The following is a 22,435-nucleotide window of genomic DNA, read 5'->3' as shown; positions in this document are numbered from 1 at the left end:
ACCCGACGCGCCGGTGGCACACTGACCCCATGACGGATGCCGCGACCCTCCGGGCGCTCGAACTGTCGCTGCTCGACCCGCTCGTGCGCCGCGACCCGATCGCCCTGGCCGCGCTGCTGCATCCGTCGTTCACCGAGATCGGTGCGTCCGGCGCGCTGTGGACGCGCGACGCGATCGTCGCGGCGCTCGCCGCCGAACCGGACGCTCGGCAGATCCCGCCGACCGACGAGTGGCAGGTCGCGGCGCTCGGCGATACCCACGTGCTCGTGACGTACCGCATCGGCGGGGAGCGCCCCAGCCGGCGGTCGTCGATCTGGGACGTCTCGACGGGCAGACCCGTGCTGCGCTTCCACCAGGGAACACTTCTCGGCTGACGCCGAACCTGGTGTGCGACGGTGCTCTCATGTCCGTTCACGACGAGGTGACCGCGACCCCGCTCACCGTGGTCGTCGCCCCCGACAGCTTCAAAGAGACCCTGTCGGCCCCCGCTGTCGCCGACGCGTTCATCGCCGGGTGGCGCTCGGCGCGCCCCGGTGACCACCTCATCTCCCGACCGATGGCCGACGGCGGCGAGGGAACCCTCGACGCGATCGCGCGCGCCGTGCCCGGATCGGTGCGCGAGCCGGTCGCGGTGACCGGGCCCGACGGTGCGCGGGTCGAGTCCGCGTGGCTGCGGCTCCCGCCCACGCCCGACGCTCCGCACGGCATCGCCGTGGTCGAGCTCGCCGCCACCTCCGGGCTCGAACTGCTCGGATCGCGCCGCCTCCCGTGGGATGCGCAGTCGGTCGGCTTCGGCGAGGCGATCGCCGCCGCGCTCGACGCGGGGGTGTCGCGCCTGCTGCTCGCGGTGGGCGGCAGCGCATCCACCGACGGCGGCATCGGCATGCTGACCGCGCTCGGCGCCCGGTTCACGGATGCCGCGGGCTCCCCGATCGCGCGCGGCGCACGAGGGCTGCTCGATCTGGCGCATGTCGACCTGTCGGGCCTGCGCCCGCTGCCGACCTGCGGGGCGGTCGTGCTGTCGGATGTGAGCAACCCGCTGCTCGGAGAGCGCGGCGCGGCATCCGTCTTCGGACCCCAGAAGGGGCTCGACGGCGAGGCCATCGCCCGTGTCGACGCCGCACTCGCCCGGCTCGGCGGGCTGCTGCCCGGCGACCCCGACGCGGCGGGCGCGGGAGCCGCGGGCGGGGTGGGGTTCGCGCTGCGCGCCTGGGGCGCCACGGCCGCCTCCGGTGCCGGACAGGTCGCCCGCACGATCGGACTCCCCGCCGACCTCGACCGCGCCGACGTCGTGGTGACGGGCGAGGGCTCGTTCGACGGACAGACGGCCGCGGGAAAGGCCCCCGCGATCGTCGCCGGGATGGCGGCCGATCGCGGTGTCTCGGCGCTGCTCGTCGCCGGGCGACTCGCGGCCGACCCGACCACCGCGGGCTTTCGCGTCGCCTACTCGCTCACCGACCTCGCCGGGTCGGGAGAGGCCGCGCGCGCCGAGGCGGCGTTGTGGGTGCGCGAGGCCGGGAGGCGCGCCGCCGCGACTCTCGTGCTCTGAGCCGTGGGCGACGTCAGGCGAGCGGGGCGTCGTCGCCAGGGAGGGCGACGTTGAACATCCAGCGCACGCCGAACCGGTCGGTCACCTCGCCGTACATGTCGCCCCACACCTGCTTCTCGAGCGGCTGGCGCACCGTGCCGCCGTCGCTTAACCGCGCGAACCAGCCGAGCACGCGCTCGACCTCGTCGCTCATGAACGCGGCCGAGATGCGGGTCTCACCCACGACCTGGTCGGGCTCGAGACCGTCGGCGCCCATCAGATCGAAGCCGTCGGCCTTGAGCTCCGAGTGCATCACGTGAGAAGGGTCGGCTCCGGGCATGCCGAAATCGCCGAACGTCGAGATGGTCAGCTCTCCGCCGAACACCTCCTGATAGAAGGTCACCGCCTCGCGGGCTGCGCCCGCGAACTGGATGTAGGGGATGAGACGCGTGGTCATGTGAGCCTCCGAACGGGGTGACGGTCGTGGACCGTTCCGACGCTAGGCGCCCGCTCCTCGAGGGGCAAGGGCGGATGCGGCATCCCACCACTCGAGCACCCGCAGCGACAGGAACGTGAGCCACGGCGACGCCTCGCCCTCGGGCACGTCGACGTCGAACCAGACGGCGCCTGGGTGTCGATGCTCCTGCACCCAGCGCCCGTCGTCGCCCCGCTTCGACCGGATCGACGCGATCGCGTCGGCGAGCCGCGGGTCGGGGGCGACCCCGTCGAACAGGGCGGATGCACGGAAGTAGTCGGCCGCGTGCAGTGCGCTGTAGACGTGCCGGAACGGGTACGCGAGATGGTGCACATACGGCACCACCGGCTCGCCGCTGCGCAGACCGTAGAGCACCCGCCGCTCGAGCAGGTACTGCTCGGCACCGTGGCGGGCGGCAGTCAGTTCGGGGAAGCCGAGCCCGGCCCGCTCGTAGGCGAGCACACCCTCGAGTGCATTGAGGGTCGAGGGGAACGAGGACCGCGTCGATCCCTCGACCCACTCGCAGTTCCAGCCTCCGTCGGGCTGACGGTGCTCGACGAACCACCGGGCGATGCCCGAGACGTCCACCCCGAGCCACGCCCCGGCGGCGAGGGTGTAGCCGTTGATGCAGCAGTCGACCTCGCCGTCCCAGTACGGCAGATCGTCGTACTCCCACCGCGCGTGCGTGCGCAGCTTCTCCGCCGTGCCGTCGAGGACGGATGCCGCCACCCCCCACTCGCGCAGCTGCTTCAGGCTCCAGGTGGTCGCCGTCCAGGGCTGCCCGTCGGCGCGCTGCTCCTCGGTGAAGTCGGCGGGGAAGAACGCACCGCCCGCCCATTGGCCGTCGGCGTCCTGCCGGGCGAGGAGCGCGGCACCCATGCCCTCGCGGGGCACCCGCGCGCGCGTCGCCTGCCACACCGCCTCGGGCACGCCGACGAGGTCGCGCTCGACCTGCCAGCGCAAGGCCGGGTCGGAATCGAGCAGCCAGGACATCACGTCGTCGCGGGGGGACATGTGGTCACGGTAGCGGGAGGCCGCGACATCCCGACAGGCGTATGTTCGACCCCATGACGCTCTTCTCGCGGCGTGCCTCCCCGCCGGCCTCCCCGGCCCCCGCCGTACCCGACCCGGTCCCGGCAGGCCTGAAGATCGGGGCGGCGTTCGCCTGGCGCCTGCTGGTGATCATCGCGGCGCTCGCGGTGGTGCTCCTGGTGGCGGTGCATCTGTCCGAGGTGGTCATCCCGTTCCTCATCGGTCTCGTGCTCTCGGCGTTGCTCGTCCCTTTCTCGAGCTTCCTGCAGCGGCATCACTGGCCCAAGTGGCTCGCGATCATCACCTCGTGGATCGCGGTCTTCGCCGCGCTGGGGCTGCTCTCCTTCATCGTGGCCATCCAGATCCGCTACGAGCTGCCGAAGATCGAGCACCAGATCACCACCGTCGTGGCCTCCGCGAAGGACTTCCTCGCCACCCAGCCGTTCGGCATCACCGATCAGCAGCTCGACACGTGGATCTCGGACATCGTCACCTACATCCAGACCCACGCCAGCGATATCGGCACCGGCTTCGCCGCCGCAGGGCTCGGCATCGTGCACGCGATCGAGGGCATCTTCATCGTGATCTTCGTGACGCTGTTCGCCTTGATCGACGGACCCCGCATGTGGCGCTGGTTCGTCCGCGTGTGGCCGCGTGCGGCGCGCCCCCGCCTCACCGCCGCCGGCCACGCCGGGTGGCGCACCCTCACGAGCTTCATCCGCGTGCAGCTGGTCGTCGCGGGCACCGATGCGATCGGCATCGGCGTGGGAGCCGCGATCCTCGGGGTGCCGCTGGCGATCCCGATCGCGGTGATCGTGTTCCTCGGCGCGTTCGTGCCGGTCGTCGGAGCGATCGTCGGCGGCATCGTCGCCGTCGGCATCGCACTGCTGTTCAACGGCTGGGTGCACGCGGTGATCATGCTCGGCATCGTGATCCTCGTGCAGCAGGTCGAGAGCCACGTGCTGCACCCCCTGCTCACCGGAAGCGCGGTCAAGGTGCATCCGCTGGGCGTCGTGCTCGGCGTCGCGACGGGCGCCGCCCTCGCGGGCATCGCAGGCGCCTTCTTCGCGGTGCCGTTCATCGCGACCGCGAACGCCATGATCGTGGCCGCCTACCGCACCGACCCGGATGAGCTCACCGGAGCGGGACACGATCCCGGCGCGGCGCGCGAGCGACGGCGACGACCGAGGGAGTGATGTGAGCGACGGCTTCGACGAGAGATGGGATGCCGCGGACTTCACCGCCGCGGGCCTCACCCACCGGGTGTTCCGACGCGGCACCGGCCCCGGCGTCGTTCTGGTCCCCGAGATCCCCGGTGCGACCCCCGAGGTGATCGGCCTCGCCGACCTGCTGGTCGAGGCGGGGTTCCGCGTCGCGGTGCCCTCGATCATCGGCACTCCGGGTCGTCCCGCAACCGGCGGCTACCTCGCGGCCTCCGCCCTGCGCATGTGCGTGTCGCGCGAGTTCGCGGCGTTCGCCCGCCGGGCCGATCGGCCGGTCACGTCCTACCTCCGCGCGCTCGCGCGCGACCTGCACACCGAGTCGGGCGGTGCCGGCGTCGGCATGATCGGCATGTGCTTCTCGGGCGGCTTCGCGCTCGCCGCCGCCGTCGAGCCGGCCGTCATCGCGCCGGTGCTGTCGCAGCCCGCCCTGCCGCCCGCCTTCGGCGCCGGCGCGCACGCCACCGGACTCACCGAGGCCGCCGAGGCGACCCTTGCCACCCGCGTGCGCGACGAGGGCCTGTGCGCCCTGGGTCTGCGCTTCACCGCCGACCGCAGCGTGCCGGCGTCCCGCTTCGCCGCGTTCGAGCGGGCGCTCGGCGAGGGCTGGCGGGCGTTCGAGATCGACTCCTCGGCGGGCAACCCCGATGGCATCCCTACCTCGGCCCACTCGGTGCTCACCGATCCGCACGCGGGCGAGGCGGGGCATCCGACCCATGCGGCCCGGGCCGCGGTCATCGACTTCCTGCGGCAGCGGCTCGCCGCCTGAGCTCAGCCGAGTCGCTGCTCGACGAGCCCGACGAGGTTCCCCTCCGAGTCGCGCACGAACGCCTGCCACTCGTCGGAGCCTGCGGGACCGAGGCTGTCGTCGTGGTGGGAGAAGATCGGATGCGGCGGCGTGACCACCTCGGTACCGGCATCGCGCGCCCGCGCCACCGCCTCGTCGATGTCGTCGACACGCAGGTAGATCAGCGCTGACGGCGCCGCGCGATCGACGAGCAGTCGCACCCCGTCGAGGTCGAAGAACACGAGCCCCGGCGGATCGAACGCCGCGACGGGCTCGCGCGCGAGCAGCGTCGAGTACCAGGCGGTGGCGCGCGCGAGATCATCGGCATGCTGGGCGACCTGCACGAGCATCGGGACCCCTCTCGTGAACGTGCGGTGCACACCAGGATGCCGCGCCGCGCCGCCCGACGGAATAGGCAACCTCCGCGACGGGTTGTGTCCGGCGGCATCCCCGATCGATTGGACCCGCCCGTGCAGCTGCTCACCCCCGTCACCGTCGGCCTCCTGGAACTCCCGAACCGGCTGGTGATGGCGCCGATGACCCGCCTGCGCGCCGGGACGGACGCCGTCGCCACGCCGCTCATCGCCGAGTACTACGCCCAGCGTGCGACGGCGGGTCTGCTCATCACCGAGGGCACCTTCCCGAGTGCCGAGTCGAAGGCGTACCCCGGGCAGCCCGGCATCGCCTCCGAGGAGCAGGCGGCCGGCTGGGCGCTCGTCGCCGACGCGGTGCACGCCGCCGGCGGACACGTGTTCGCCCAGCTCATGAACGGCGGCCGCGTCTCGCACCCGGAGATCACCGGAACGGCGCGCATCGTGGCGCCGTCGGCGATCGCCATCGAGGGCGAGGTGCGGGTGCCCGACGGATCCAAGAAGCCCTATCCCGTGCCGCACGCCCTCGACGGCGCGGAGCTGGAGATCGTGCGCGACGAGTTCGTGCTCGCCGCCCGCCGCGCGATCGCCGCCGGACTCGACGGGGTCGAGGTGCATTCCGCCAACGGCTACCTGCTGCACCAGTTCCTTTCGCCGGCGTCCAACGTGCGCACCGACGGCTATGGCGGCAGTCCCGCCGCCCGTGCCCGCTTCGTGATCGAGGTCACCCGCGCCGTGGCCGCCGAGGTCGGTGCGGCTCGGGTGGGCCTGCGCATCTCGCCGGAGCGCAACATCCAGGACGTCTGGGAGAAGGATGCCGCGGACGTCCGCGCGACCTATGAGGCCCTCGTCGACGGGGTCGCCCCGCTCGGTCTCGCGTACCTCAGCGTGCTGCACCCCGACCTCGACGGATCGCTCGTGCGGGATCTGCGTCGACGGTTCGGCGGCGTGGTGGTCGCCAACTCCGGAGTCGCGAGCCCCACGACCCGGGACGAGGCCGAAACCCTCGTCTCCTCCGGAGTCGCGGACGCCGTCGCCGTCGGACGCGCGCTGATCGCGAACCCCGACCTCGTCGCCCGCTGGCGGGAGGGTGCCGACGAGAACGCGGTCGACCAGGCGAGCGTCTATGGGCCGGACGCGCGCGGCTACACCGACTACCCCGCCCTCACGACCGTCGGGGGCTGACCGGACCCCTCGGTTCACAGCCGGCGAGACGTAGACTTGATCGACTCTGCCGCTTTCCGAGGTTTCCCCGTGCCCGACGCTCCCACCGCCCGCGCCTTCGAGGTGCGCCACCTGCAGTTGGCGCGCGCCGTGTTCGCGGCGATCGCGGCGGCGATGATCACGTTCTCCGCCGACCACTCCGCCTCGGTCGGACTGTCGGTGTTCAGCGGATTCGCGATCACGACCGCCCTCGTGTTCCTGCTCTCGGCCTGGCTCGTGTACCCCCGCGGCCAGCGCACACTTCCCCTCGTGCTCGGCGTCCTCACCCTCGTCGCCGGCATGGTCGCGGGTGTCGCCGTGATCCGCTCGACCGTGCTGCTGTTCGTCCTCGTCATCGTCTGGGCGCTCGTCACCGGGCTCATCGAGGGCATCGCGGGCGGGCGCGCGGTGCGCCGCAGTGCACGAGGCACAGCGGCGGCATCCGATGCCCGTGACGGCCTGATCGTCGGGGCCATCACGGTGCTGCTGGCGGTGGGGATGCTGTTCATCAGCCCGCAGTACGTGCTGCCGTACTACATCGCCGAGGCGAACCAGTCGTTCACCCTCACGGGTACCGCCATCGGCGTCGGCGTCTTCGGCGGATACGCCGCCATCATCGCCGTCTACCTCGCGATCGCCGGCCTCTCGCCGCGACGCCCCACCGCGCCCGCCGATGCGCTCGCGACCGCAGACCCGTCGAAGGACCGCGCATGACCGACAAGCCCACCCGCCGCGACCTGTTCAAGCCCGTCCAGCTGCTCGGGCTCGCCCTCGCCGCCGCCGTGTTCGCGGGCGTCGTCGTGCTGATCTCGATGGGCTTCTTCCAGGACCGCTTCTCGGGTCAGGGCCAGCACGCCCTGGTGATCGGACTCATCGCCGCAGGCATCACGTTCGTCGTGACGCTCGTCGTCATCGCGCTGCTCGTGCTCGTGGTCGACCCGGCGCAGGTCACGAAGACCATCGACGGCCCGGTGCTGCTCACCAAGGACGCCCAGAAGGCCGAGAAGAACGACGCGGACTCGGGCGCCGACGCTCCGTAGCCGCCGCTGCTGCTCGCCCGTCGCCGTCAGATCAGCTCGACGAGCTCCGACGCGATGCCCGTGTACGTCGCCGGCGTCAGCGTCAGCAGGCGCTGCTTCGCGGCATCCGAGATGTCGAGCTGCGAGACGAAGTCGGCGAGATCGGATGCCCCGACCCGCCGCCCGCGCGTGAGGTCCTTCAGCAGCGCGTAGGGGTCGGTGATCGTCGAATTGCCTGCGGTGACCTCCGCCCGCACGACGGTCTGGATGGCCTCGGCGAGCACCTCCCAGTTGCCGTCGAGGTCGGCCAGCAGCACGTCGTCGCGCAGCGAGATCTCGCCGAGCCCGCGCAGCAGGTTGTCGAGCGCGAGCAGCGAGTGGCCGAACGCGACGCCGATGTTGCGCTGCGTGGTCGAGTCGGTCAGGTCACGCTGCAGGCGGCTCGTGACGAGCGTCTGGCCGAGGGTCTGCAGGATGCCTGCGGAGATCTCGAGGTTGGCCTCGGCGTTCTCGAAGCGGATCGGGTTGATCTTGTGCGGCATCGTCGACGATCCCGTCGCGCCCGCGACGGGGATCTGCGCGAAGTACCCGAGCGAGATGTAGGTCCAGATGTCGGTCGCGAGATTGTGAAGGATGCCCCCGGCATGGCGCACGCGGTCGTACAGCTCGACCTGCCAGTCGTGCGACTCGATCTGCGTGGTGAGCGGGTTGAACCCGAGCCCGAGGTGCTCGATGAAGCGGCTCGCGACCAGACGCCAGTTGACGTCGGGGGCGGCGGCCAGGTGCGCCGACCAGGTGCCGGTCGCGCCCGAGAACTTCGCGAGGAACTCGGATGCCGCGATCTGCCGCTCGACCCGCTGAAGACGCCAGACGAACACCGCGAGCTCTTTGCCCATGGTGGTGGGGGTCGCGGGCTGCCCATGGGTGCGGGCGAGCATCGCGGCATCCCGATGCTTCTCGGCGAGGGCCGACAGGGCGGCGATGACCGCGCGCAGCTTCGGCAGCCACACGTCGTGCACGGCACGCTTGACGGTCAGCGCGTACGCGGTGGAGTTGATGTCCTCGCTCGTGCAGGCGAAGTGAGTGAGCTCGGCGAGCCGGTCGAGCCCGAGCTGCGCGAGCCGGTCGCGCACGAGGTACTCGACGGCCTTCACGTCATGGCGGGTGACGGCCTCGCGCTCGGCGAGCCAGTCGATCTCGGCCTGGCCGTAGTCGAGGTACAGCAGGCGCAGTCGGTCCTGGGCGACCTCGTCGAGCGGGGAGGTGCCGAACGCGCTCTCGTTGGTCAGGGCGATCAGCCACTCGACCTCCACCTCGACGCGGGCGCGGTTGAGGCCCGCCTCGGAGAGGTACTCGCCGAGCTCGGCGACCGCGGCGCGGTACCGGCCGTCGAGGGGGCTGAGGGGCTGCACGGGGAACGACGACGACACGGAGGACTCCTGTCGGGAGAAGGTCAGCCCGCGGAACGGAGGGCGGGCTCGAGCTGCCGGAAGAGCGCCCGGCAGGCCTTCTCAATCATAGTGAGCACGCCGTCGAACTTGTCGGGGCCGGCGTAGTACGGGTCGGGCACGTCCAGATGGTCGCCCGCCTCCGCGTCGAACGAGCGCAGCAGCGCGATCTTGTCTGCGTCGTTGTCGTCCCGCGACCAGCCCCGCAGGATGCGCTCGTGGGCGCGGTCGAGCACGACGACGAGGTCGCTCGAGTCGAAGTCGGCGAACGAGAACTGGCGCGCGCGGTGCCGGCTGCCGTCGTACCCGCGGCGCTCGAGGGCGTCGAGCGTGCGGGGGTCGGCGCGCTCGCCGACGTGCCAGTCGCCGGTGCCCGAGCTCGACGAGGCGACGCGGTCGCCGAGGCCGGCCTGCTGGGCGAGCGTGCGGAACACGACCTCGGCCATCGGGGAACGGCAGATGTTGCCGGTGCACACGAAGACGACGCGGAACGGTGCGGACGAGGGCATTGCTCCATTCTGGCCCCGTGCACGGCCTCCTGCCCAGGGGCGGGACCGCCCGGTTTGTCCCCCGGTCGTGCTCTCACCTGCCTCGTGCGGGATGCCGTGCGCGAGCGTGGCCGTATGCCAGCCGCTGCCACCCCCGTCGAGGTCGCCGCCCTGATCGCCGCGTTCGACCACCTCGCCGACCTGGTGGGCGACCTGTCGGTCGCCGCCGCCCGCATCGCCCCCGAACTGCAGTGGCAGTCCGAGGCGATGCTCGCCTTCGCGACCCGATGGGATGCCACGTGCTCCCTCGCCGACCGCACGCGCCGCCGCGCACGGGTCGCGGCCGATGATGCGCGCTGGGTGCAGGCGACGCTGCTGGCGGGCGTGGGGGCGCCGTGAGCGACGTCGACATCCGCTCCGGCGGCACCGTCGCCGTCGACACCGCGACCCTGCGCGCCGCGGCCGAGCGGGTGCGCGCCCTCGCCCCGCTCGCGTCGGCTGCGGGAGAGGCGGCTCGGCGGGTGCGTGAACTGAGCTTCGCGGTGTTCCCTCACGGCGGCCGATTCGAGGTGGCGACATCGACGCTCGTGAGCGGAACCGGTGTGCTGGTGGCCGATGTCGCCTACCTCGCCGACGCGCTCGAGAACACAGCGGCCGCGTACGAGCTCGTCGAGCTGCGCGCCGAGCGGGCCCTCGCCGAGACCTCGGGCGACCACGGTCGTGTGGCCGAGATCGACGTGTCGATCGACGGACTCAGGGCGCGATGGCCGGCAGCGTCGGACATCGCCGATGCCTCCGAGCTGGCCGCGACCGGCCGCTCCGACGAGGTGTGGCGCCAGCTCTCCGCGTGGGGTGTGCCGATCGTCGGCCTCACCGGCGCCCTCGGCATCGGCGCTCTCGCGCTCGTGCTCGGTGCGCGCGGCGCACTGCGGGGTGCCGATGCGCCCGGCCGCGTCACGCGCGGCGCGCGTCTGGGCGGCTCCGTGCCCGCTGTCACCCTCCTGCCCCAGCCCGTGGGCGCTGCGACCGGCCGCCCCGCCGGGCTGGCCGACCTCTACGCGCGCGTGCCCACGGGAGAGGCGCGGGTGCGTATCGAGCGCTACACGATGTCCGACGGCAGCCGGGCGTACGCCGCGTACATCGCCGGCACCGACGGGTCATCGACGTGGGACAACACCGCGAACCTCGCGCTGTACGAGGGTGACGCGTCGACCTCGTCGGCCGCCGTCGCACAGGCGCTCGAAGCCGCGGGTGCGCAGCGCGGCGACACAGTGCAGGTCACGGGTTACTCGCAGGGCGCGATGGTCGCCGCCCACCTCGCGGCATCCGGGGAGTACGACGTGCCCGTGCTCGCGACGTTCGGGTCCCCCGTCGCCGTCGACGTCGATCCGGCCACCCTCGTCGTCGATGTGCGGCACGACGACGACCCGATCGCCGCCCTCGCCGCTCCGCCGAGCGCGGCCGCTCCCGGCGCGGACGGTGGCGTCACGATCGGTCGGGTCGTCGACCCCGCCACCGGCCCGCACGACGTCACGATGCCGGCCCACGACGGTGGCGCGTATCTCGAGACGGCACGGCGGGCGGATGCCTCGGGTGATCCGCGGCTCGCCGCCCTCGAGCAGCGGCTCGCCGTCTACGACGCGGCTGTCAGCGTCGAGACCTTCGCCTACTCGGCCGAGGCGGTACCCACACCCGCGCCGACGCCCACGCCGGGTCTCGACCCGTCGCTCCACAGGCCGCTGGGCAGCCGAACGGGCGGGGACGTCAGCGGCGGCGGGGCCGGATGATGATGCCGGCGATCCAGTTGATGAGCGAGATCACGATCGCCGCCACCACTCCCCACCAGAAGCCGTCGATGCGAAGGCCCCAGTTCCACAGCCCCGTGATCCACGCGGTGAGCCACAGCAGGAAGCCGTTCACGATGAGCGAGAAGAGGCCGAGCGTGAGCACGTAGAGGGGGAAGGTCAGGATCTTCACGATCGTGCCGACGATCGAGTTCACGATCGCGAAGATCGCCGCGACCGCCAGCAGTGTGATCACCAGCTGCAGCGTCTCGCCGGGTGCGAACGGGATCACGACGACACCCAACACGGGAATCAGGGTCACGACCCAGATGGCGAAGGCGTTCACGACGGCGCGGATGAGGAATCCCATGCGCGCAGTCTCCCACGCGGCATCCTCGGGCCGGAAGCGCTCCGGACGCGGATGCCGCGGTGCGCCCGCTCCTAGACTCGGCACGTGACCGATTCGCTCCCGATCCGCGCCCGCGCCGACATCGCGGCGCTCCCCCCGTACCGCCAGGGACGCCAGGCCGGCGCCGATGCGTTCAAGCTCTCGAGCAACGAGAATCCGTTCGAGCCGCTGCCGAGCGTCGTCGCCGCACTGCAGGGTGCCACGGGAGTGAACCGCTACCCGGATGCCTCCGCCGCCCTCCTGCGCGCACGTCTCGCCGAGCGTTTCGGGGTCACCGCCGACGAGGTGCACATCGCCGCCGGCAGTGTGTCGATCCTGCTGCAGCTGGTGCTCGCGACATCCGGACCCGGCGACGAGATCATCTACGCGTGGCGCTCGTTCGAGGCCTACCCCGGGCACGTGAAGATCGCCGGCGCGACCGCCGTCGAGGTGCCCCTGCTCGCCGACGGTCGCCACGACCTCGACGCGATGGCCGCTGCGGTCACCGATCGCACGCGACTGATCATCGTCTGCAGCCCGAACAACCCCACCGGGCCGATCGTCACGCAGACCGAGTTCGAGCAGTTCCTCGCGCGGATCCCCGCCGATGTGCTCGTCATCCTCGACGAGGCGTACGCCGAGTTCGTCACCGACCCCGAGGCCGTCGACGGGCTGCGCGAGCTCGGTGTCATCCGTCCCAACGTCGTCGCCCTGCGCACCTTCTCCAAGGCGTACGGCCTCGCGGGTCTGCGTGTCGGCTACGCCGTCGGCCACCGGCGCGTGCTCGACCTCGCCCGCTCCACCGCCATCCCGCTGTCGGTGACGGCTGCGGCCGAGTCGGCGGCGCTCGTCAGCCTGGACGCCGAAGCCGAGCTGCTCGACCGCGTGCGCGAGCTCACCGACCGGCGCGCGGCCCTCGTCGACGGCTTGCGTGCCCAGGGCTGGCGCGTGCCCGAGACGCAGGGCAACTTCGTCTGGCTCGACACCCGCGCCGACAGCCAGCGCATCGCCGCGACCTTCGACGAGGGCGGCATCATCGTGCGTCCCTACGGGGACGACGGCCTGCGCATCTCGATCGGAGAGGCCGAGACTGTCGAGAAGGTCCTGCAGATCGCGGCATCCGTTGTAGATACTCTCGCGAAGGGGCATCCGGCGCTCGCGTTAGCGTAGACACCGTGACTCCGCTCGACGACGTGGCCCCGCCCGCCGACCCCGAGATCATCAGCGTGCTGGCCGCCGACGGCTCGTACGCCCCGACGCCGTCGGCGGAACCCTTCCTGCCACTCGTCGAGGCGCTCACCGAGACCGACCTCGAGACCTTCTACCGCGACATGGTGACCTCGCGCGCGTTCGACCGGCAGGCGACCAACCTGCAGCGGCAGGGCCAGCTCGCCCTCTGGCCGCCGAGCTTCGGCCAGGAGGCCGCACAGGTCGGCTCGATCCGCGCGGCACGACCGCAGGACCACATCTTCCCCTCCTACCGCGAGCACATCGTCGCGACGATCCGCGGTGTGGACCCGGTCGGCATCATCCGCCTCATGCGCGGCGTCTCCCACGGCGGCTGGAACCCCCTTGACCCGGCCAACGGAAACACGCGCCTCTACACGCTCGTGCTCGGTTCGCAGACCCTGCACGCCACCGGCTACGGCATGGGCCTCGTGTTCGACGGCCGCACCGGCACCGGCGACCCCGAGCGCGACGAGGCAGTCATCGTCTACTACGGCGACGGCGCGTCCAGCCAGGGCGACGTGCACGAGGCGATGGTCTTCGCCGCGAGCTACCGCACCCCGCAGGTCTTCTTCCTGCAGAACAACCAGTGGGCGATCTCGGTGCCGGTCGCGGTGCAGTCGCGCACGGCGCTCTCGCGCCGCGGCTACGGCTACGGCATGCCGAGCCACCGCATCGACGGCAACGACGTCCTCATCAGCTACGCCGTCACCCGCCACGCGCTCGAGGCCGCCCGCGCGGGCGAGGGCCCGTCGGCCATCGAGGCGGTGACCTACCGTCGCGGTGCGCACACCACGAGCGACGACCCCACGAAATACCGCACCGGTTCGGAGGAGGAGGGCTGGGCGCTGCGCGACCCGATCGCGCGCCTGCGCACCTACCTCGAGGGCCGCGGGGCATCCGCCGCCTTCTTCGACGAGGTCGACGAGGGCGCCGCCGCGCACGCCGATGACGTGCGCACCCGCGCCGTTACCCTGACCGCACCCGAGGCGCCCAGCATGTTCGCCCACGTCTACACCGACGATCACCCGCTGATGGCCGAGCAGGCGCGCTGGCTCGCCGACTACGAGGCATCCCTCGACGGAGGCGACGCATGAGCGACACGACCACGCTGCCGTTCGGCAAGGCGCTGAACGCGGGCCTGCGCAAGGCCCTCGCGGATGACCCGCGGGTACTGCTGATGGGTGAGGACATCGGACCGCTCGGCGGAGTGTTCCGGGTGACCGAGGGCCTGCAGGCCGAGTTCGGCGACCGCCGGGTGATCGACACGCCGCTGGCCGAGTCCGGCATCCTTGGCACCGCGATCGGCCTCGCCATGGCCGGCTTCCGGCCCGTGTGCGAGATCCAGTTCGACGGGTTCGTGTTCCCCGCGTTCGACCAGATCACGTCGCAGCTCGCCAAGATGACCAACCGCCACGAGGGCGTGCTCTCGATGCCGATCGTGATCCGCATCCCCTACGGCGGCCACATCGGCGCGGTCGAGCACCATCAGGAGAGCCCGGAGACCTACTTCACGCACACGCCGGGTCTGCGGGTCGTGAGCCCGTCGACCGCGAACGACGCGTACTGGATGATCCAGGAGGCCATCGCCTCCAACGACCCGGTCATCTTCCTCGAGCCGAAGAGCCGCTACTGGCACAAGGGCGAGGTCGACCTCGAGGCATCCGCTCTGCCGCTGCACGCGTCGCGCATCGTGCGCCGCGGCACAGACGTCACCCTTGTCGGTCACGGCGCCATGGTCTCGGTGCTGCTGCAGGCCGCGGCGCTCGCTGAGAGCGAGGGCACGAGCTGCGAGGTCGTCGACGTGCGGTCGCTGTCGCCGATCGACTACGGACCCGTGCTCGAATCCGTGCGCCGCACCGGTCGCATGGTCTACGCGCAGGAGGCCCCCGGCTTCGTGAGCGTCGGAAGCGAGGTGGCCGCCACCGTCGCGGAGAAGGCGTTCTACGCGCTGGAGGCGCCGGTGATCCGGGTGTCGGGCTTCGACACCCCCTTCCCGCCCGCGAAGCTCGAGGGCGTGTACCTGCCCGACCCCGACCGCATCCTCGAGGCCGTCGACCGCAGCCTCGCCTACTGAGACCGCACCGCGAAAGGAACCCGGATGAGCGACCAGACCTTCCACCTCCCGGACGTCGGCGAAGGCCTCACCGAGGCCGAGATCGTCTCGTGGCGCGTGGCCCCCGGCGATACCGTCGACGTCAACGACGTGCTCGTGGAGATCGAGACGGCCAAGTCGCTCGTCGAGCTGCCGTCGCCCTTCGCGGGCACCGTCGGCGAGCTGCTCGTGGCCGAGGGTGCGACCGTCGACGTCGGCGCGGCGATCATCACGATCTCGGGCGGGCAGGATGCCGCGGCCCCCGCGTCACCCGCCGCGCCGGCCGCCGATGCGGGCGAGGGCTCCGGGTCGGTGCTCGTCGGCTACGGCTCGGCGGAGCAGGTGCACTCGCGTCGGCGCAAGCCCGCCGAGAAGCCCGTCGCCGCATCGGTCGGTGTGGTCGCGAAGCCCCCGATCCGCAAGCTCGCGCGTGACCTCGGTGTCGACCTCGCCTCGGTCGTGCCGAGCGGCCCGGCGGGCGAGGTCACCCGTGAGGACGTCGTCGCCCATGCCTCGCAGGCGAGCGTGTTCCGCAACATCGAGACGCCGGAGTGGCCGGAGGTGCGCGAGGAGACGATCGCCGTCGCGGCCGCGGTATCCGAGGTCGACGACGTGCGCGTCGAGTCGATCCCCGTGCGCGGCGTGCGCAAGGCGACCGCGAGTGCGATGACGTCGAGCGCCTACTCGGCGCCGCACGTGTCGGTGTGGACGGATGTCGACGCCACCCGCACGATGGAGCTCGTCAAGCGCCTGAAGGCCTCGCCCGACTTCGCCGACATCAAGGTCTCGCCGCTGCTGATCATGGCGCGCGCGGTGATCTGGGCGGTGCGCCGCACGCCGATGGTGAACGCCGCGTGGGTCGAGGGCGACGACGGCGCCCAGATCTCGGTGCGCCACTACGTGAACCTCGGCATCGCCGCGGCGACTCCGCGGGGCCTCCTCGTGCCGAACATCAAGGACGCGCAGGACCTCAGCATGCGCGATCTCGCCCGCGCGCTCGAGAAGCTCACGCTCACCGCCCGTGAGGGTCGTACCGCACCGGCCGACCAGCAGGGCGGCACCATCACGATCACGAACATCGGCGTGTTCGGGATGGACGCCGGCACCCCGATCATCAATCCGGGCGAGTCCGGCATCGTCGCGCTCGGCACGATCCGGCAGAAGCCGTGGGTCGTCGACGGCGAGGTGCGCCCCCGCTGGGTGACCACCGTCGCCGGGTCGTTCGACCACCGCGTGATCGACGGGGACGGCATGAGCCGGTTCATCGCCGACGTCGCCGCCGTGCTCGAGGAGCCCGCGCTGCTGGTCGAGTAGCCGTCAGTCGAGCAGGAATTCCGCCGTGATCGCGGCGGCGACGGCATCCCGCAGGGGGCGAACACTCTCTGCGTCCCACGCCTCAGGGTCCGGGAACGACCATTCGACCACGCGCCCGCGCGGCGTCGCCGGTAGCGTCAGACCAGGTTTCATGAGGACGACGACCTCAGCGTGATCGAGGTCGTCGCCGGTCACGCGGCGCGGAACGCGCTCACTGATGTCGACGCCGAGCTCACGCAACGTCGTCACGATGGCGGGATTCGGAGCCTCGGCGGGGGAGAGACCCGCCGATGCCGCCGTGTAGTGGTCGCCGCCGAGGTGCTCGAGCAACCCCGCGCCGAGCTGCGAGCGGCCGGCGTTGTGCTGGCAGAGGAAGAGGACTGTCGGGCGAGGGGTCACGTCGGTTCCTTGGGTCGGGGTCAGGAAGCGGTGAGGCGAGACGCGAGGTCGACGATGCGTCGCTCGAGCTCGTCCACAGCGCCGTCGAATGCGGCATCGGTCTCGCGCGGCACCGGGTCGGGGATCGACCAATGCAGCCGGTCACGGCCCGCGAGCTCTTCGTGTGCGCTGTCGCACACCGTGACGACGAAGTCGTCCGAGGTCAACACTTCGGATACGTGACGGGGCGTGACATTCGGGAGAGTGAATGCGTGCCGCTCAGCGGCTGCGACCGCGCCGTCGGCGATCGCGCCGGCCGGACGCGTGCCTCCGGAGAGCGCCGGGATCGGGCTGTGCATCCTCCACAGGGCGGCGGCGAGCTGCGAACGCGCGCTGTTCGCTGAGCAGACGAACACGACACGCCCCGCATGCTCGACGAACCGGGGCGACAGGCCGCCGAGGCTGTGTTCGGAGAGACGCACGTAGCTACGCCGACGGTCGCCCTCCGATTTGGCGCGGTGCACGATTCCCACCGACTCCAGCACGTTCAGGTGGTGCGCGACGAGGTTGGTCGGCAGGCCCAGGGTGATCCCGATCTCTCCGGGAGACATGTCACCGAGCGTGAGAAGGTCGACGATGCGCAAGCGCGCAGGTTCGCCGAGGGCCGCGTGACGAGCAGCACGCAGCGTGACATCCAGTTGCTCAACGTTCATTGAGGCAATATTGACGGAGGGGGCCGGTCTCCGTCAAGATCATCGGCGTGACCGTCGATACAGCCACCGAAGCACGCCCCGCACTGCCCGCGCTTCTCGCCGAGACGCTCGGAACCGCACTGCTCGTGGCGATCGTGATCGGCTCCGGCATCGCCGCTCAGTCGTTGTCGCCCGGGCAGACCGGGTTGCAGCTCCTTCAGAACAGCGTGGCGACCACTCTCGGCCTCGGCGTGCTGATCGCCGTCTTCGGCCCGCTGTCGGGCGCGCACTTCAACCCCGTCGTGACCGTCGCCGACGACCTCCTTGCGCGGCGACCAGCCCGGGCACGCGTGGCCCGGATCGCCGGCTATCTCGCCGCACAGTTCGTGGGGGGCGTACTCGGGGCGCTGCTCGCGTCGGTGATGTTCGCCCTTCCGCCACGGCTCTCGAGCCAGGATCGTGCGACGCCGGCGCATCTGATCGCGGAGGTCGTCGCCACGGCCGGACTCGTGATCGTCGTGTTCGTGCTGCAGCGGACAGGGCGCGGGCATTGGGCGGCGCCGGCCGTGGCCGCCTACATCGGCGCCGCGTACTGGTTCACGAGCTCGACGTCCTTCGCGAATCCTGCCGTCACCGTCGCCCGCATGTTCACCGACACCTTCGCGGGCATCTCGCCCGCCTCCGTCACGCCGTTCGTGATCGCCCAGGTCGTCGGGGGAGTCGTCGGGGTCGGCGCCGTCATCCTGCTCGTCCCCCGTCCCTCCACTGCGGACAGCCCCGCGCCCACGGACTCGTGAAAGGACCCTCGCATGCATCTCGTCGCGATCGGAGGGAGTGATGCCGGCATCTCGGCAGCACTCCGTGCCCGCGAACTCGATCCGTCTGTGGACGTCACGGTGATCGCCGCCGATGCCTTCCCCAACTTCTCGATCTGCGGCATCCCGTACTACTTCTCCCGCGAGGTCCAGCCCTGGCAGACGCTGGCGCACCGCACGGCGGCAGAACTCGAGGCCACCGGCATGGCGCTGCGGCTCGAGACATTCGTGACCGCCATCGATCCGGAGCGACGCACGCTCACGGTCGAGGCGGGCGGGGTGAGCGACGACGTCTCCTACGACGAGCTTGTCGTGGGGGTGGGGGCGTCGCCGGCGCGCGCGGGAATATCGGGACTCGACACACTCGGACCGGCCGACGGAGTGCACGTGCTCCACTCGATGGGCGACACGTTCGCCCTCGAGCGGGATCTCGATGAGCGGCGTCCGCGGACGGCGATCATCATCGGCGCAGGCTACGTCGGACTCGAGATGGCGGAGGCGCTGACCGTTCGAGGGCTTGCGGTCACCCAGCTTCAGCGCGGCCCCGAGGTCCTCTCCACGTTCGACCCGCAGCTCGGAGCGATCGTCCATGAGGAGCTCGTCGACCACGGAGTGCGTGTGGAGACCGGCGTGCGCGTCGCCTCGCTCGTGCGGGAGAGCGCAGGCATCGTCGTGATCGCGAACCGTGAGGGAAACGAGGTGCGGTTCACCGCCGACATCGTGCTGGTGGTGGTCGGGGTTGCGCCGAACACGGCGTTGCTGAGTGCGATCGGCGTGCCGGTGGGCCCGGGTGGCGCCACCGTCGTCGACCCCACGATGCGAACGGGGATTCCGCACGTCTGGGCGGCGGGGGACGGTGTGGTCACACATCATCGCCTGCTCGGTGAAACCTACCTGCCGCTCGGAACCACCGCTCATAAGCAGGGTCGGGTCGCAGGGGAGAACGCGATCGGCGGAACGGCGACCTTCGCCGGAAGCGTCGGCACGCAGGTGGTGAAGGTGTTCGACGTGGTCGCCGCGCGCACCGGACTGCGAGATCAGGATGCCGCCACCGCGGGGTTCTCGCCGCGCACCGCCGCGAGCAGCGCCGACGATCACAAGCGCTACTACCCGGGCGCGACGACGATCGACTTCCGGGTGACCGGCGATGAGCGCGATGGTCGCCTGCTCGGTGCCCAGCTCGTCGGTCGTCGCTCGGCCGAGGTGTCGAAGCGGGTGGACACGTTCGCCACGGCGATTCACCACAGAATGACAGTGGCGGAGATGAGCGCGCTCGACCTCTCGTACACGCCCCCGCTGGGGTCGCCATGGGATGCCGTGCAGATGGCGTCGCAGGCATGGGAGCGTGGCGTGCGGTGAGGCCGTGCGGCCGTGGATCGGCCCGTGCGGTCGGCCCCGCTCTGACGCAGCAAACCTCTCCTCGACGTCCCCCGCGACGCGATTTTGAGAACGATTATCACTAAGCATAAGCTGTCCGCATGCGATCCCCCCGGACCCTCCTCGCCCTGCCCCTGCTCGCCGCCGCGGTAGCCCTGACATTGTCGGGCTGCACGGGGGCGGCGGCATCCTCACCGTCGTCGTCGGGCGGCACCATCCAGGTCGTCGCCTCGACGAACGTCTACGGCGACATCGCGCAGACCGTCGGCGGGTCGGCCGTGCAGGTGACCTCGATCATCGCCAACGAGTCGCAGGACCCGCACGACTTCGAGGCGAGCGCCGCCGACCAGCTCACCGTGAAGAACGCGCAGCTGCTCATCGAGAACGGCGGCGGCTACGACCCCTTCCTCGACCAGCTCGTGCAGGCCACCGGCTCCACGGCGCCGATGATCACCGCCGCGACCCTCTCGCCCGAGTACCCGGCCGACGGCAACACCGCCGAGCACAAGGACGACGCCGATCACGCCCACGACCACCTCGAGGGCTTCAACGAGCACGTCTTCTACGACCCCGCCGTCATGAAGACGGTCGCCGCCAAGATCGCGACCGAGCTCGGCGCGCTCGACCCTTCCCAGGCGGCGACGTTCACCGCGAACGCGCAGGCGTTCGGCACCCAGATGGACACGATCGAGCAGAGCATCGCCACCATTGCCGCCGCTCACGCGGGGGCGGGAGTGTTCGTCACCGAGCCCCTGCCGCTCTACCTCACCGACACCGCCGGCTTGGACAACGTCACTCCGGTCGCGTTCAGTGAGGCCGTCGAGGGCGGCCAGGATGTCCCGCCGGCGACCCTGCTGCAGGCGCTCGCCCTCATCTCCGACGGCAGCGCGAAGGTCGTCATCGTCAACGCGCAGGCCGCCGGAGCAGAGACGACCCAGGTCGAGGACGCGGCGAAGGCCGCGAACGTCCCCGTGCTGAAGTTCTCCGAGATCCTCCCGGCAGGCCAGACTTATGCACAGTGGATGCAGCAGAACGTGACCCAGCTGGCCGACGCGCTGGGCAAGTGACCCCGGCCCCCTCGCCGCTTCGCATCTCGGGTGCCGCGCTCCGCCGCGGCACCCGAGAGCTGTGGAGCGGCCTCGACCTCGAGCTCGCCCCCGGCGAGCTCGTCGCCGTGCTCGGGCCGAGCGGTTCCGGGAAGACCACACTGCTGCGCGCGATCCTCGGCCTCGAGCGGCTGAGCGAGGGATCGGTCACCGCGCTCGGCCGGCGCGTGACGCGTCCGGGCAACCGTCGCATCGGCTACATCCCCCAGCAGCGGCCGCTCCCGCGTGAGACGTCGCTGCGTGCGCGCGACCTCGTCGGACTCGGCGTCGACGGCCACCGCTTCGGCCTGCCGATCCCGCGGCGCGGCGACCGCGCCCGCATCGACGCGCTGCTCGGCGAGGTCGGCGCCGCCGCCTTCGCCGACCGCCCGGTGGGACTCCTGTCGGGCGGCGAGCAGCAGCGCCTGCGCGTCGGCCAGGCGCTCGCCGACGACCCGAAGCTGCTGCTGTGCGACGAGCCCCTCACGAGCCTCGATCTCGCCAACCAGCAGGCGATCGTCTCCCTCATCGACCGGCATCGTCGCGAGAAGGATGCCGCGGTGCTCTTCGTCACTCACGACATCAACCCGGTGCTCGACTCGGTCGATCGCATCCTCTACCTCGCCGGCGGTCGTTTCACGCTCGGGCGACCCGCGGACGTCCTCGACTCGGCCGTGCTCTCGGAGCTCTACGGCGCCCCGGTCTTTGTGCTGCGCGCCGGCGACCGGCTGGTCGTCGTGGGCGCGCCGGACGCCGAGGCATCCCCTCACCATCACGGCGAGGAGCACGGATGAACGGCGACGCGATCGGCAACGCCCTCTTCGGCGGCATCTCGCAGTACGGCGCGATCCTCGCCCTGGTGCAGAACTCCGTCTGGGCGGGAGCGCTCCTCGGCCTCGTGGGGGGCCTCATCGGTGTGTTCGTCATGCAGCGCGACATGGCCTTCGCGGTGCACGGCATCTCGGAGCTCTCGTTCGCCGGAGCGGCGGCGGCCCTGCTGTTCGGCTTCGACATCGTCACCGGATCGATCATCGGCTCGCTCATCGCCGCGGGCCTGATCGGATGGCTCGGGGTGCGCGCCCGCGACCGCAACTCGATCATCGGGGTGCTCATGCCGTTCGGCTTGGGCCTCGGCATCCTGTTCCTGTCGCTCTACAACGGCCGCAGCGCCAACCGCTTCAGCCTTCTCACCGGACAGATCGTGTCCGTGCAGTCGGCGCAGCTGACGGCCCTCGCCGTCATCAGCACCGTCGTGCTCGTGGCGCTGCTGCTCATGTGGCGGCCGCTGCGCTTCGACTCCCTCGACCCCCAGTCGGCAGCAGCCCGCGGTGTGCCGTCGACGTGGGTGTCGTTCGGCTTCATGCTGCTGCTGGGCCTCGTCGTCGCTGTCGCGGTGCACATCATCGGCGCGCTGCTCGTGCTCGCGCTGCTGGTCACCCCGGCCGCGGCGGCGATGCGGGTGGCCACGGGTCCGCTCGCGGTGCCGGTGCTCGCCGCCGCGTTCGGCGTGGCCTCGGCGGTGGGCGGCATCCTGCTCGCCGTGATGGGCACTCTGCCGGTGAGCCCCTACATCACGACCATCTCGTTCCTCATCTACCTCGTCTGCCGCATCGTCGGCGCGGCGAGGGAGCGTCAGACCCGCGCCCTCTGAGGACGCCGGGAAAGCCGGATGCCCCGGCTGACCCCGCGTTCCTCGTGGGTAGACTCGC

Annotated in this window: 26 protein-coding genes; 18 read left to right on the top strand and 8 right to left on the bottom strand. The window is 71.4% G+C overall.

Translation table 11 applies throughout. The features are described from left to right. The first annotated feature begins 29 nt into the window (after positions 1-29). Together RR49_RS05425 and RR49_RS05420 are read left to right on the top strand one after the other, a co-directional pair. Positions 30-374, top strand: a complete 345-nt coding sequence (locus RR49_RS05425) for a nuclear transport factor 2 family protein (RefSeq protein WP_045247055.1) — start codon at positions 30-32, stop codon at positions 372-374. Between the two features lie 29 nt (positions 375-403). Next, positions 404-1,549 carry a glycerate kinase gene (locus RR49_RS05420; RefSeq protein WP_045247054.1) on the top strand — a complete coding sequence of 382 codons (1,146 nt, stop codon included), beginning with the start codon at positions 404-406 and terminating at the stop codon, positions 1,547-1,549. Between the two features lie 13 nt (positions 1,550-1,562). Here RR49_RS05420 and RR49_RS05415 read toward each other — a convergent pair whose 3' ends face one another. Together RR49_RS05415 and RR49_RS05410 are read right to left on the bottom strand one after the other, a co-directional pair. After that, positions 1,563-1,985, bottom strand: coding sequence for a VOC family protein (locus tag RR49_RS05415; RefSeq protein WP_045247053.1), 423 nt, complete (start codon positions 1,983-1,985; stop codon positions 1,563-1,565). A gap of 42 nt (positions 1,986-2,027) precedes the next feature. Next, positions 2,028-3,017, bottom strand: a complete 990-nt coding sequence (locus tag RR49_RS05410; RefSeq protein WP_045247052.1) for a hypothetical protein — start codon at positions 3,015-3,017, stop codon at positions 2,028-2,030. A 53-nt stretch (positions 3,018-3,070) separates the two neighbouring features. Here RR49_RS05410 and RR49_RS05405 point away from each other — a divergent pair, with 53 nt between their 5' ends. Next, on the top strand, positions 3,071-4,231 hold the full coding sequence (locus RR49_RS05405) for an AI-2E family transporter (protein ID WP_169815884.1): 1,161 nt from the start codon (positions 3,071-3,073) through the stop codon (positions 4,229-4,231). Position 4,232: 1 nt separating this feature from the next. Next, positions 4,233-5,024 carry a dienelactone hydrolase family protein gene (locus RR49_RS05400; RefSeq protein ID WP_045247051.1) on the top strand — a complete coding sequence of 264 codons (792 nt, stop codon included), beginning with the start codon at positions 4,233-4,235 and terminating at the stop codon, positions 5,022-5,024. Between the two features lie 2 nt (positions 5,025-5,026). Here the strand turns inward: RR49_RS05400 and RR49_RS05395 are convergent, their stop codons facing one another. Next, on the bottom strand, positions 5,027-5,392 hold the full coding sequence (locus tag RR49_RS05395) for a VOC family protein (protein WP_045247050.1): 366 nt from the start codon (positions 5,390-5,392) through the stop codon (positions 5,027-5,029). A 120-nt stretch (positions 5,393-5,512) separates the two neighbouring features. Here RR49_RS05395 and RR49_RS05390 point away from each other — a divergent pair, with 120 nt between their 5' ends. The 3 genes from RR49_RS05390 (at position 5,513) to RR49_RS05380 (ending at position 7,656) form a co-directional block, all read left to right on the top strand. Continuing rightward, positions 5,513-6,598 (top strand): alkene reductase, encoded by a 1,086-nt coding sequence (locus RR49_RS05390; protein ID WP_045247049.1) that lies wholly within the window; start codon positions 5,513-5,515, stop codon positions 6,596-6,598. 69 nt (positions 6,599-6,667) lie between these two features. After that, the gene (locus RR49_RS05385) at positions 6,668-7,330 is read left to right on the top strand and encodes a hypothetical protein (protein ID WP_045247048.1); all 663 of its coding nucleotides are present in this window, start codon (positions 6,668-6,670) and stop codon (positions 7,328-7,330) included. Continuing rightward, on the top strand, positions 7,327-7,656 hold the full coding sequence (locus tag RR49_RS05380) for a hypothetical protein (protein WP_045247047.1): 330 nt from the start codon (positions 7,327-7,329) through the stop codon (positions 7,654-7,656). The genes RR49_RS05385 and RR49_RS05380 overlap by 4 nt, the downstream gene beginning before the upstream one ends. Before the next feature lie 26 nt (positions 7,657-7,682). Here the strand turns inward: RR49_RS05380 and purB are convergent, their stop codons facing one another. Beyond that, positions 7,683-9,092 carry an adenylosuccinate lyase gene (gene purB, locus RR49_RS05375; protein WP_045247046.1) on the bottom strand — a complete coding sequence of 470 codons (1,410 nt, stop codon included), beginning with the start codon at positions 9,090-9,092 and terminating at the stop codon, positions 7,683-7,685. Then, entirely contained in the window at positions 9,089-9,592 is a 504-nt protein-coding gene (locus RR49_RS05370) for a low molecular weight protein-tyrosine-phosphatase (RefSeq protein ID WP_045247045.1), read from the bottom strand. Before RR49_RS05370 ends, purB begins: the two co-directional genes overlap by 4 nt. Before the next feature lie 114 nt (positions 9,593-9,706). Between RR49_RS05370 and RR49_RS05365 the strand changes: the two genes are divergently transcribed. Together RR49_RS05365 and RR49_RS05360 are read left to right on the top strand one after the other, a co-directional pair. Continuing rightward, the gene (locus RR49_RS05365) at positions 9,707-9,970 is read left to right on the top strand and encodes a hypothetical protein (RefSeq protein ID WP_045247044.1); all 264 of its coding nucleotides are present in this window, start codon (positions 9,707-9,709) and stop codon (positions 9,968-9,970) included. Then, positions 9,967-11,358, top strand: coding sequence for a hypothetical protein (locus RR49_RS05360; protein WP_045247043.1), 1,392 nt, complete (start codon positions 9,967-9,969; stop codon positions 11,356-11,358). Before RR49_RS05365 ends, RR49_RS05360 begins: the two co-directional genes overlap by 4 nt. Here RR49_RS05360 and RR49_RS05355 read toward each other — a convergent pair. Beyond that, complete coding sequence (locus RR49_RS05355) at positions 11,336-11,725, bottom strand: phage holin family protein (RefSeq protein WP_045247042.1); 390 nt, start codon at positions 11,723-11,725, stop codon at positions 11,336-11,338. The genes RR49_RS05360 and RR49_RS05355 overlap by 23 nt on opposite strands. An 84-nt stretch (positions 11,726-11,809) precedes the next feature. On the opposite strand from RR49_RS05355, the gene RR49_RS05350 reads away from it, so the two are divergent. From RR49_RS05350 to RR49_RS05335, 4 genes are read left to right on the top strand one after another with little or no spacing between them, the layout of a single operon-like run. After that, entirely contained in the window at positions 11,810-12,913 is a 1,104-nt protein-coding gene (locus RR49_RS05350) for a histidinol-phosphate transaminase (RefSeq protein ID WP_045247041.1), read from the top strand. Between the two features lie 5 nt (positions 12,914-12,918). Further along, positions 12,919-14,067, top strand: coding sequence for a thiamine pyrophosphate-dependent enzyme (locus RR49_RS05345; RefSeq protein ID WP_045247040.1), 1,149 nt, complete (start codon positions 12,919-12,921; stop codon positions 14,065-14,067). Continuing rightward, positions 14,064-15,047: an alpha-ketoacid dehydrogenase subunit beta gene (locus tag RR49_RS05340; protein WP_045247039.1), complete on the top strand. Its 984-nt coding sequence runs from the start codon at positions 14,064-14,066 to the stop codon at positions 15,045-15,047. The genes RR49_RS05345 and RR49_RS05340 overlap by 4 nt, the downstream gene beginning before the upstream one ends. Positions 15,048-15,071: 24 nt before the next feature. Beyond that, entirely contained in the window at positions 15,072-16,379 is a 1,308-nt protein-coding gene (locus RR49_RS05335; RefSeq protein WP_045247038.1) for a dihydrolipoamide acetyltransferase family protein, read from the top strand. Between the two features lie 3 nt (positions 16,380-16,382). Here RR49_RS05335 and RR49_RS05330 read toward each other — a convergent pair whose 3' ends face one another. Then, entirely contained in the window at positions 16,383-16,778 is a 396-nt protein-coding gene (locus RR49_RS05330; RefSeq protein WP_045247037.1) for an arsenate-mycothiol transferase ArsC, read from the bottom strand. A gap of 20 nt (positions 16,779-16,798) precedes the next feature. After that, on the bottom strand, positions 16,799-17,470 hold the full coding sequence (locus RR49_RS05325) for an arsenate reductase/protein-tyrosine-phosphatase family protein (protein ID WP_045247036.1): 672 nt from the start codon (positions 17,468-17,470) through the stop codon (positions 16,799-16,801). Positions 17,471-17,517: 47 nt separating this feature from the next. Between RR49_RS05325 and RR49_RS05320 the strand changes: the two genes are divergently transcribed. The 5 genes from RR49_RS05320 (at position 17,518) to RR49_RS05300 (ending at position 22,377) form a co-directional block, all read left to right on the top strand. Continuing rightward, positions 17,518-18,246, top strand: a complete 729-nt coding sequence (locus RR49_RS05320) for an aquaporin (protein WP_048809198.1) — start codon at positions 17,518-17,520, stop codon at positions 18,244-18,246. Positions 18,247-18,258: 12 nt separating this feature from the next. Then, on the top strand, positions 18,259-19,623 hold the full coding sequence (locus RR49_RS05315; RefSeq protein ID WP_045247034.1) for an FAD-dependent oxidoreductase: 1,365 nt from the start codon (positions 18,259-18,261) through the stop codon (positions 19,621-19,623). Between the two features lie 119 nt (positions 19,624-19,742). Continuing rightward, positions 19,743-20,708, top strand: coding sequence for a metal ABC transporter solute-binding protein, Zn/Mn family (locus tag RR49_RS05310; protein ID WP_045247033.1), 966 nt, complete (start codon positions 19,743-19,745; stop codon positions 20,706-20,708). Continuing rightward, entirely contained in the window at positions 20,705-21,520 is an 816-nt protein-coding gene (locus tag RR49_RS05305; RefSeq protein WP_045247032.1) for a metal ABC transporter ATP-binding protein, read from the top strand. Before RR49_RS05310 ends, RR49_RS05305 begins: the two co-directional genes overlap by 4 nt. Beyond that, positions 21,517-22,377 (top strand): metal ABC transporter permease, encoded by an 861-nt coding sequence (locus tag RR49_RS05300; protein WP_045247031.1) that lies wholly within the window; start codon positions 21,517-21,519, stop codon positions 22,375-22,377. The genes RR49_RS05305 and RR49_RS05300 overlap by 4 nt, the downstream gene beginning before the upstream one ends. Positions 22,378-22,435 lie beyond the last annotated feature (58 nt).

The sequence above is a fragment of the Microbacterium ginsengisoli genome (assembly GCF_000956535.1).
In the GTDB taxonomy this organism is placed as follows: Bacteria; Actinomycetota; Actinomycetes; order Actinomycetales; family Microbacteriaceae; genus Microbacterium; species Microbacterium ginsengisoli.
Note: the sequence above shows the minus strand (reverse complement) of the source record. Positions and strands in the feature narration are given on the sequence as shown.

Coding starts and splice junctions, on each gene's coding strand:
- RR49_RS05425 (WP_045247055.1), top strand. CDS start 30: ATGACGGATGCCGCGACCCTCCGGGCGCTCGAACTGTCGCTGCTCGAC.
- RR49_RS05420 (WP_045247054.1), top strand. CDS start 404: ATGTCCGTTCACGACGAGGTGACCGCGACCCCGCTCACCGTGGTCGTC.
- RR49_RS05415 (WP_045247053.1), bottom strand. CDS start 1,985: ATGACCACGCGTCTCATCCCCTACATCCAGTTCGCGGGCGCAGCCCGC.
- RR49_RS05410 (WP_045247052.1), bottom strand. CDS start 3,017: ATGTCCCCCCGCGACGACGTGATGTCCTGGCTGCTCGATTCCGACCCG.
- RR49_RS05405 (WP_169815884.1), top strand. CDS start 3,071: ATGACGCTCTTCTCGCGGCGTGCCTCCCCGCCGGCCTCCCCGGCCCCC.
- RR49_RS05395 (WP_045247050.1), bottom strand. CDS start 5,392: ATGCTCGTGCAGGTCGCCCAGCATGCCGATGATCTCGCGCGCGCCACC.
- RR49_RS05380 (WP_045247047.1), top strand. CDS start 7,327: ATGACCGACAAGCCCACCCGCCGCGACCTGTTCAAGCCCGTCCAGCTG.
- RR49_RS05370 (WP_045247045.1), bottom strand. CDS start 9,592: ATGCCCTCGTCCGCACCGTTCCGCGTCGTCTTCGTGTGCACCGGCAAC.
- RR49_RS05365 (WP_045247044.1), top strand. CDS start 9,707: ATGCCAGCCGCTGCCACCCCCGTCGAGGTCGCCGCCCTGATCGCCGCG.
- RR49_RS05355 (WP_045247042.1), bottom strand. CDS start 11,725: ATGGGATTCCTCATCCGCGCCGTCGTGAACGCCTTCGCCATCTGGGTC.
- RR49_RS05340 (WP_045247039.1), top strand. CDS start 14,064: ATGAGCGACACGACCACGCTGCCGTTCGGCAAGGCGCTGAACGCGGGC.
- RR49_RS05335 (WP_045247038.1), top strand. CDS start 15,072: ATGAGCGACCAGACCTTCCACCTCCCGGACGTCGGCGAAGGCCTCACC.
- RR49_RS05325 (WP_045247036.1), bottom strand. CDS start 17,470: ATGAACGTTGAGCAACTGGATGTCACGCTGCGTGCTGCTCGTCACGCG.
- RR49_RS05315 (WP_045247034.1), top strand. CDS start 18,259: ATGCATCTCGTCGCGATCGGAGGGAGTGATGCCGGCATCTCGGCAGCA.
- RR49_RS05310 (WP_045247033.1), top strand. CDS start 19,743: ATGCGATCCCCCCGGACCCTCCTCGCCCTGCCCCTGCTCGCCGCCGCG.
- RR49_RS05300 (WP_045247031.1), top strand. CDS start 21,517: ATGAACGGCGACGCGATCGGCAACGCCCTCTTCGGCGGCATCTCGCAG.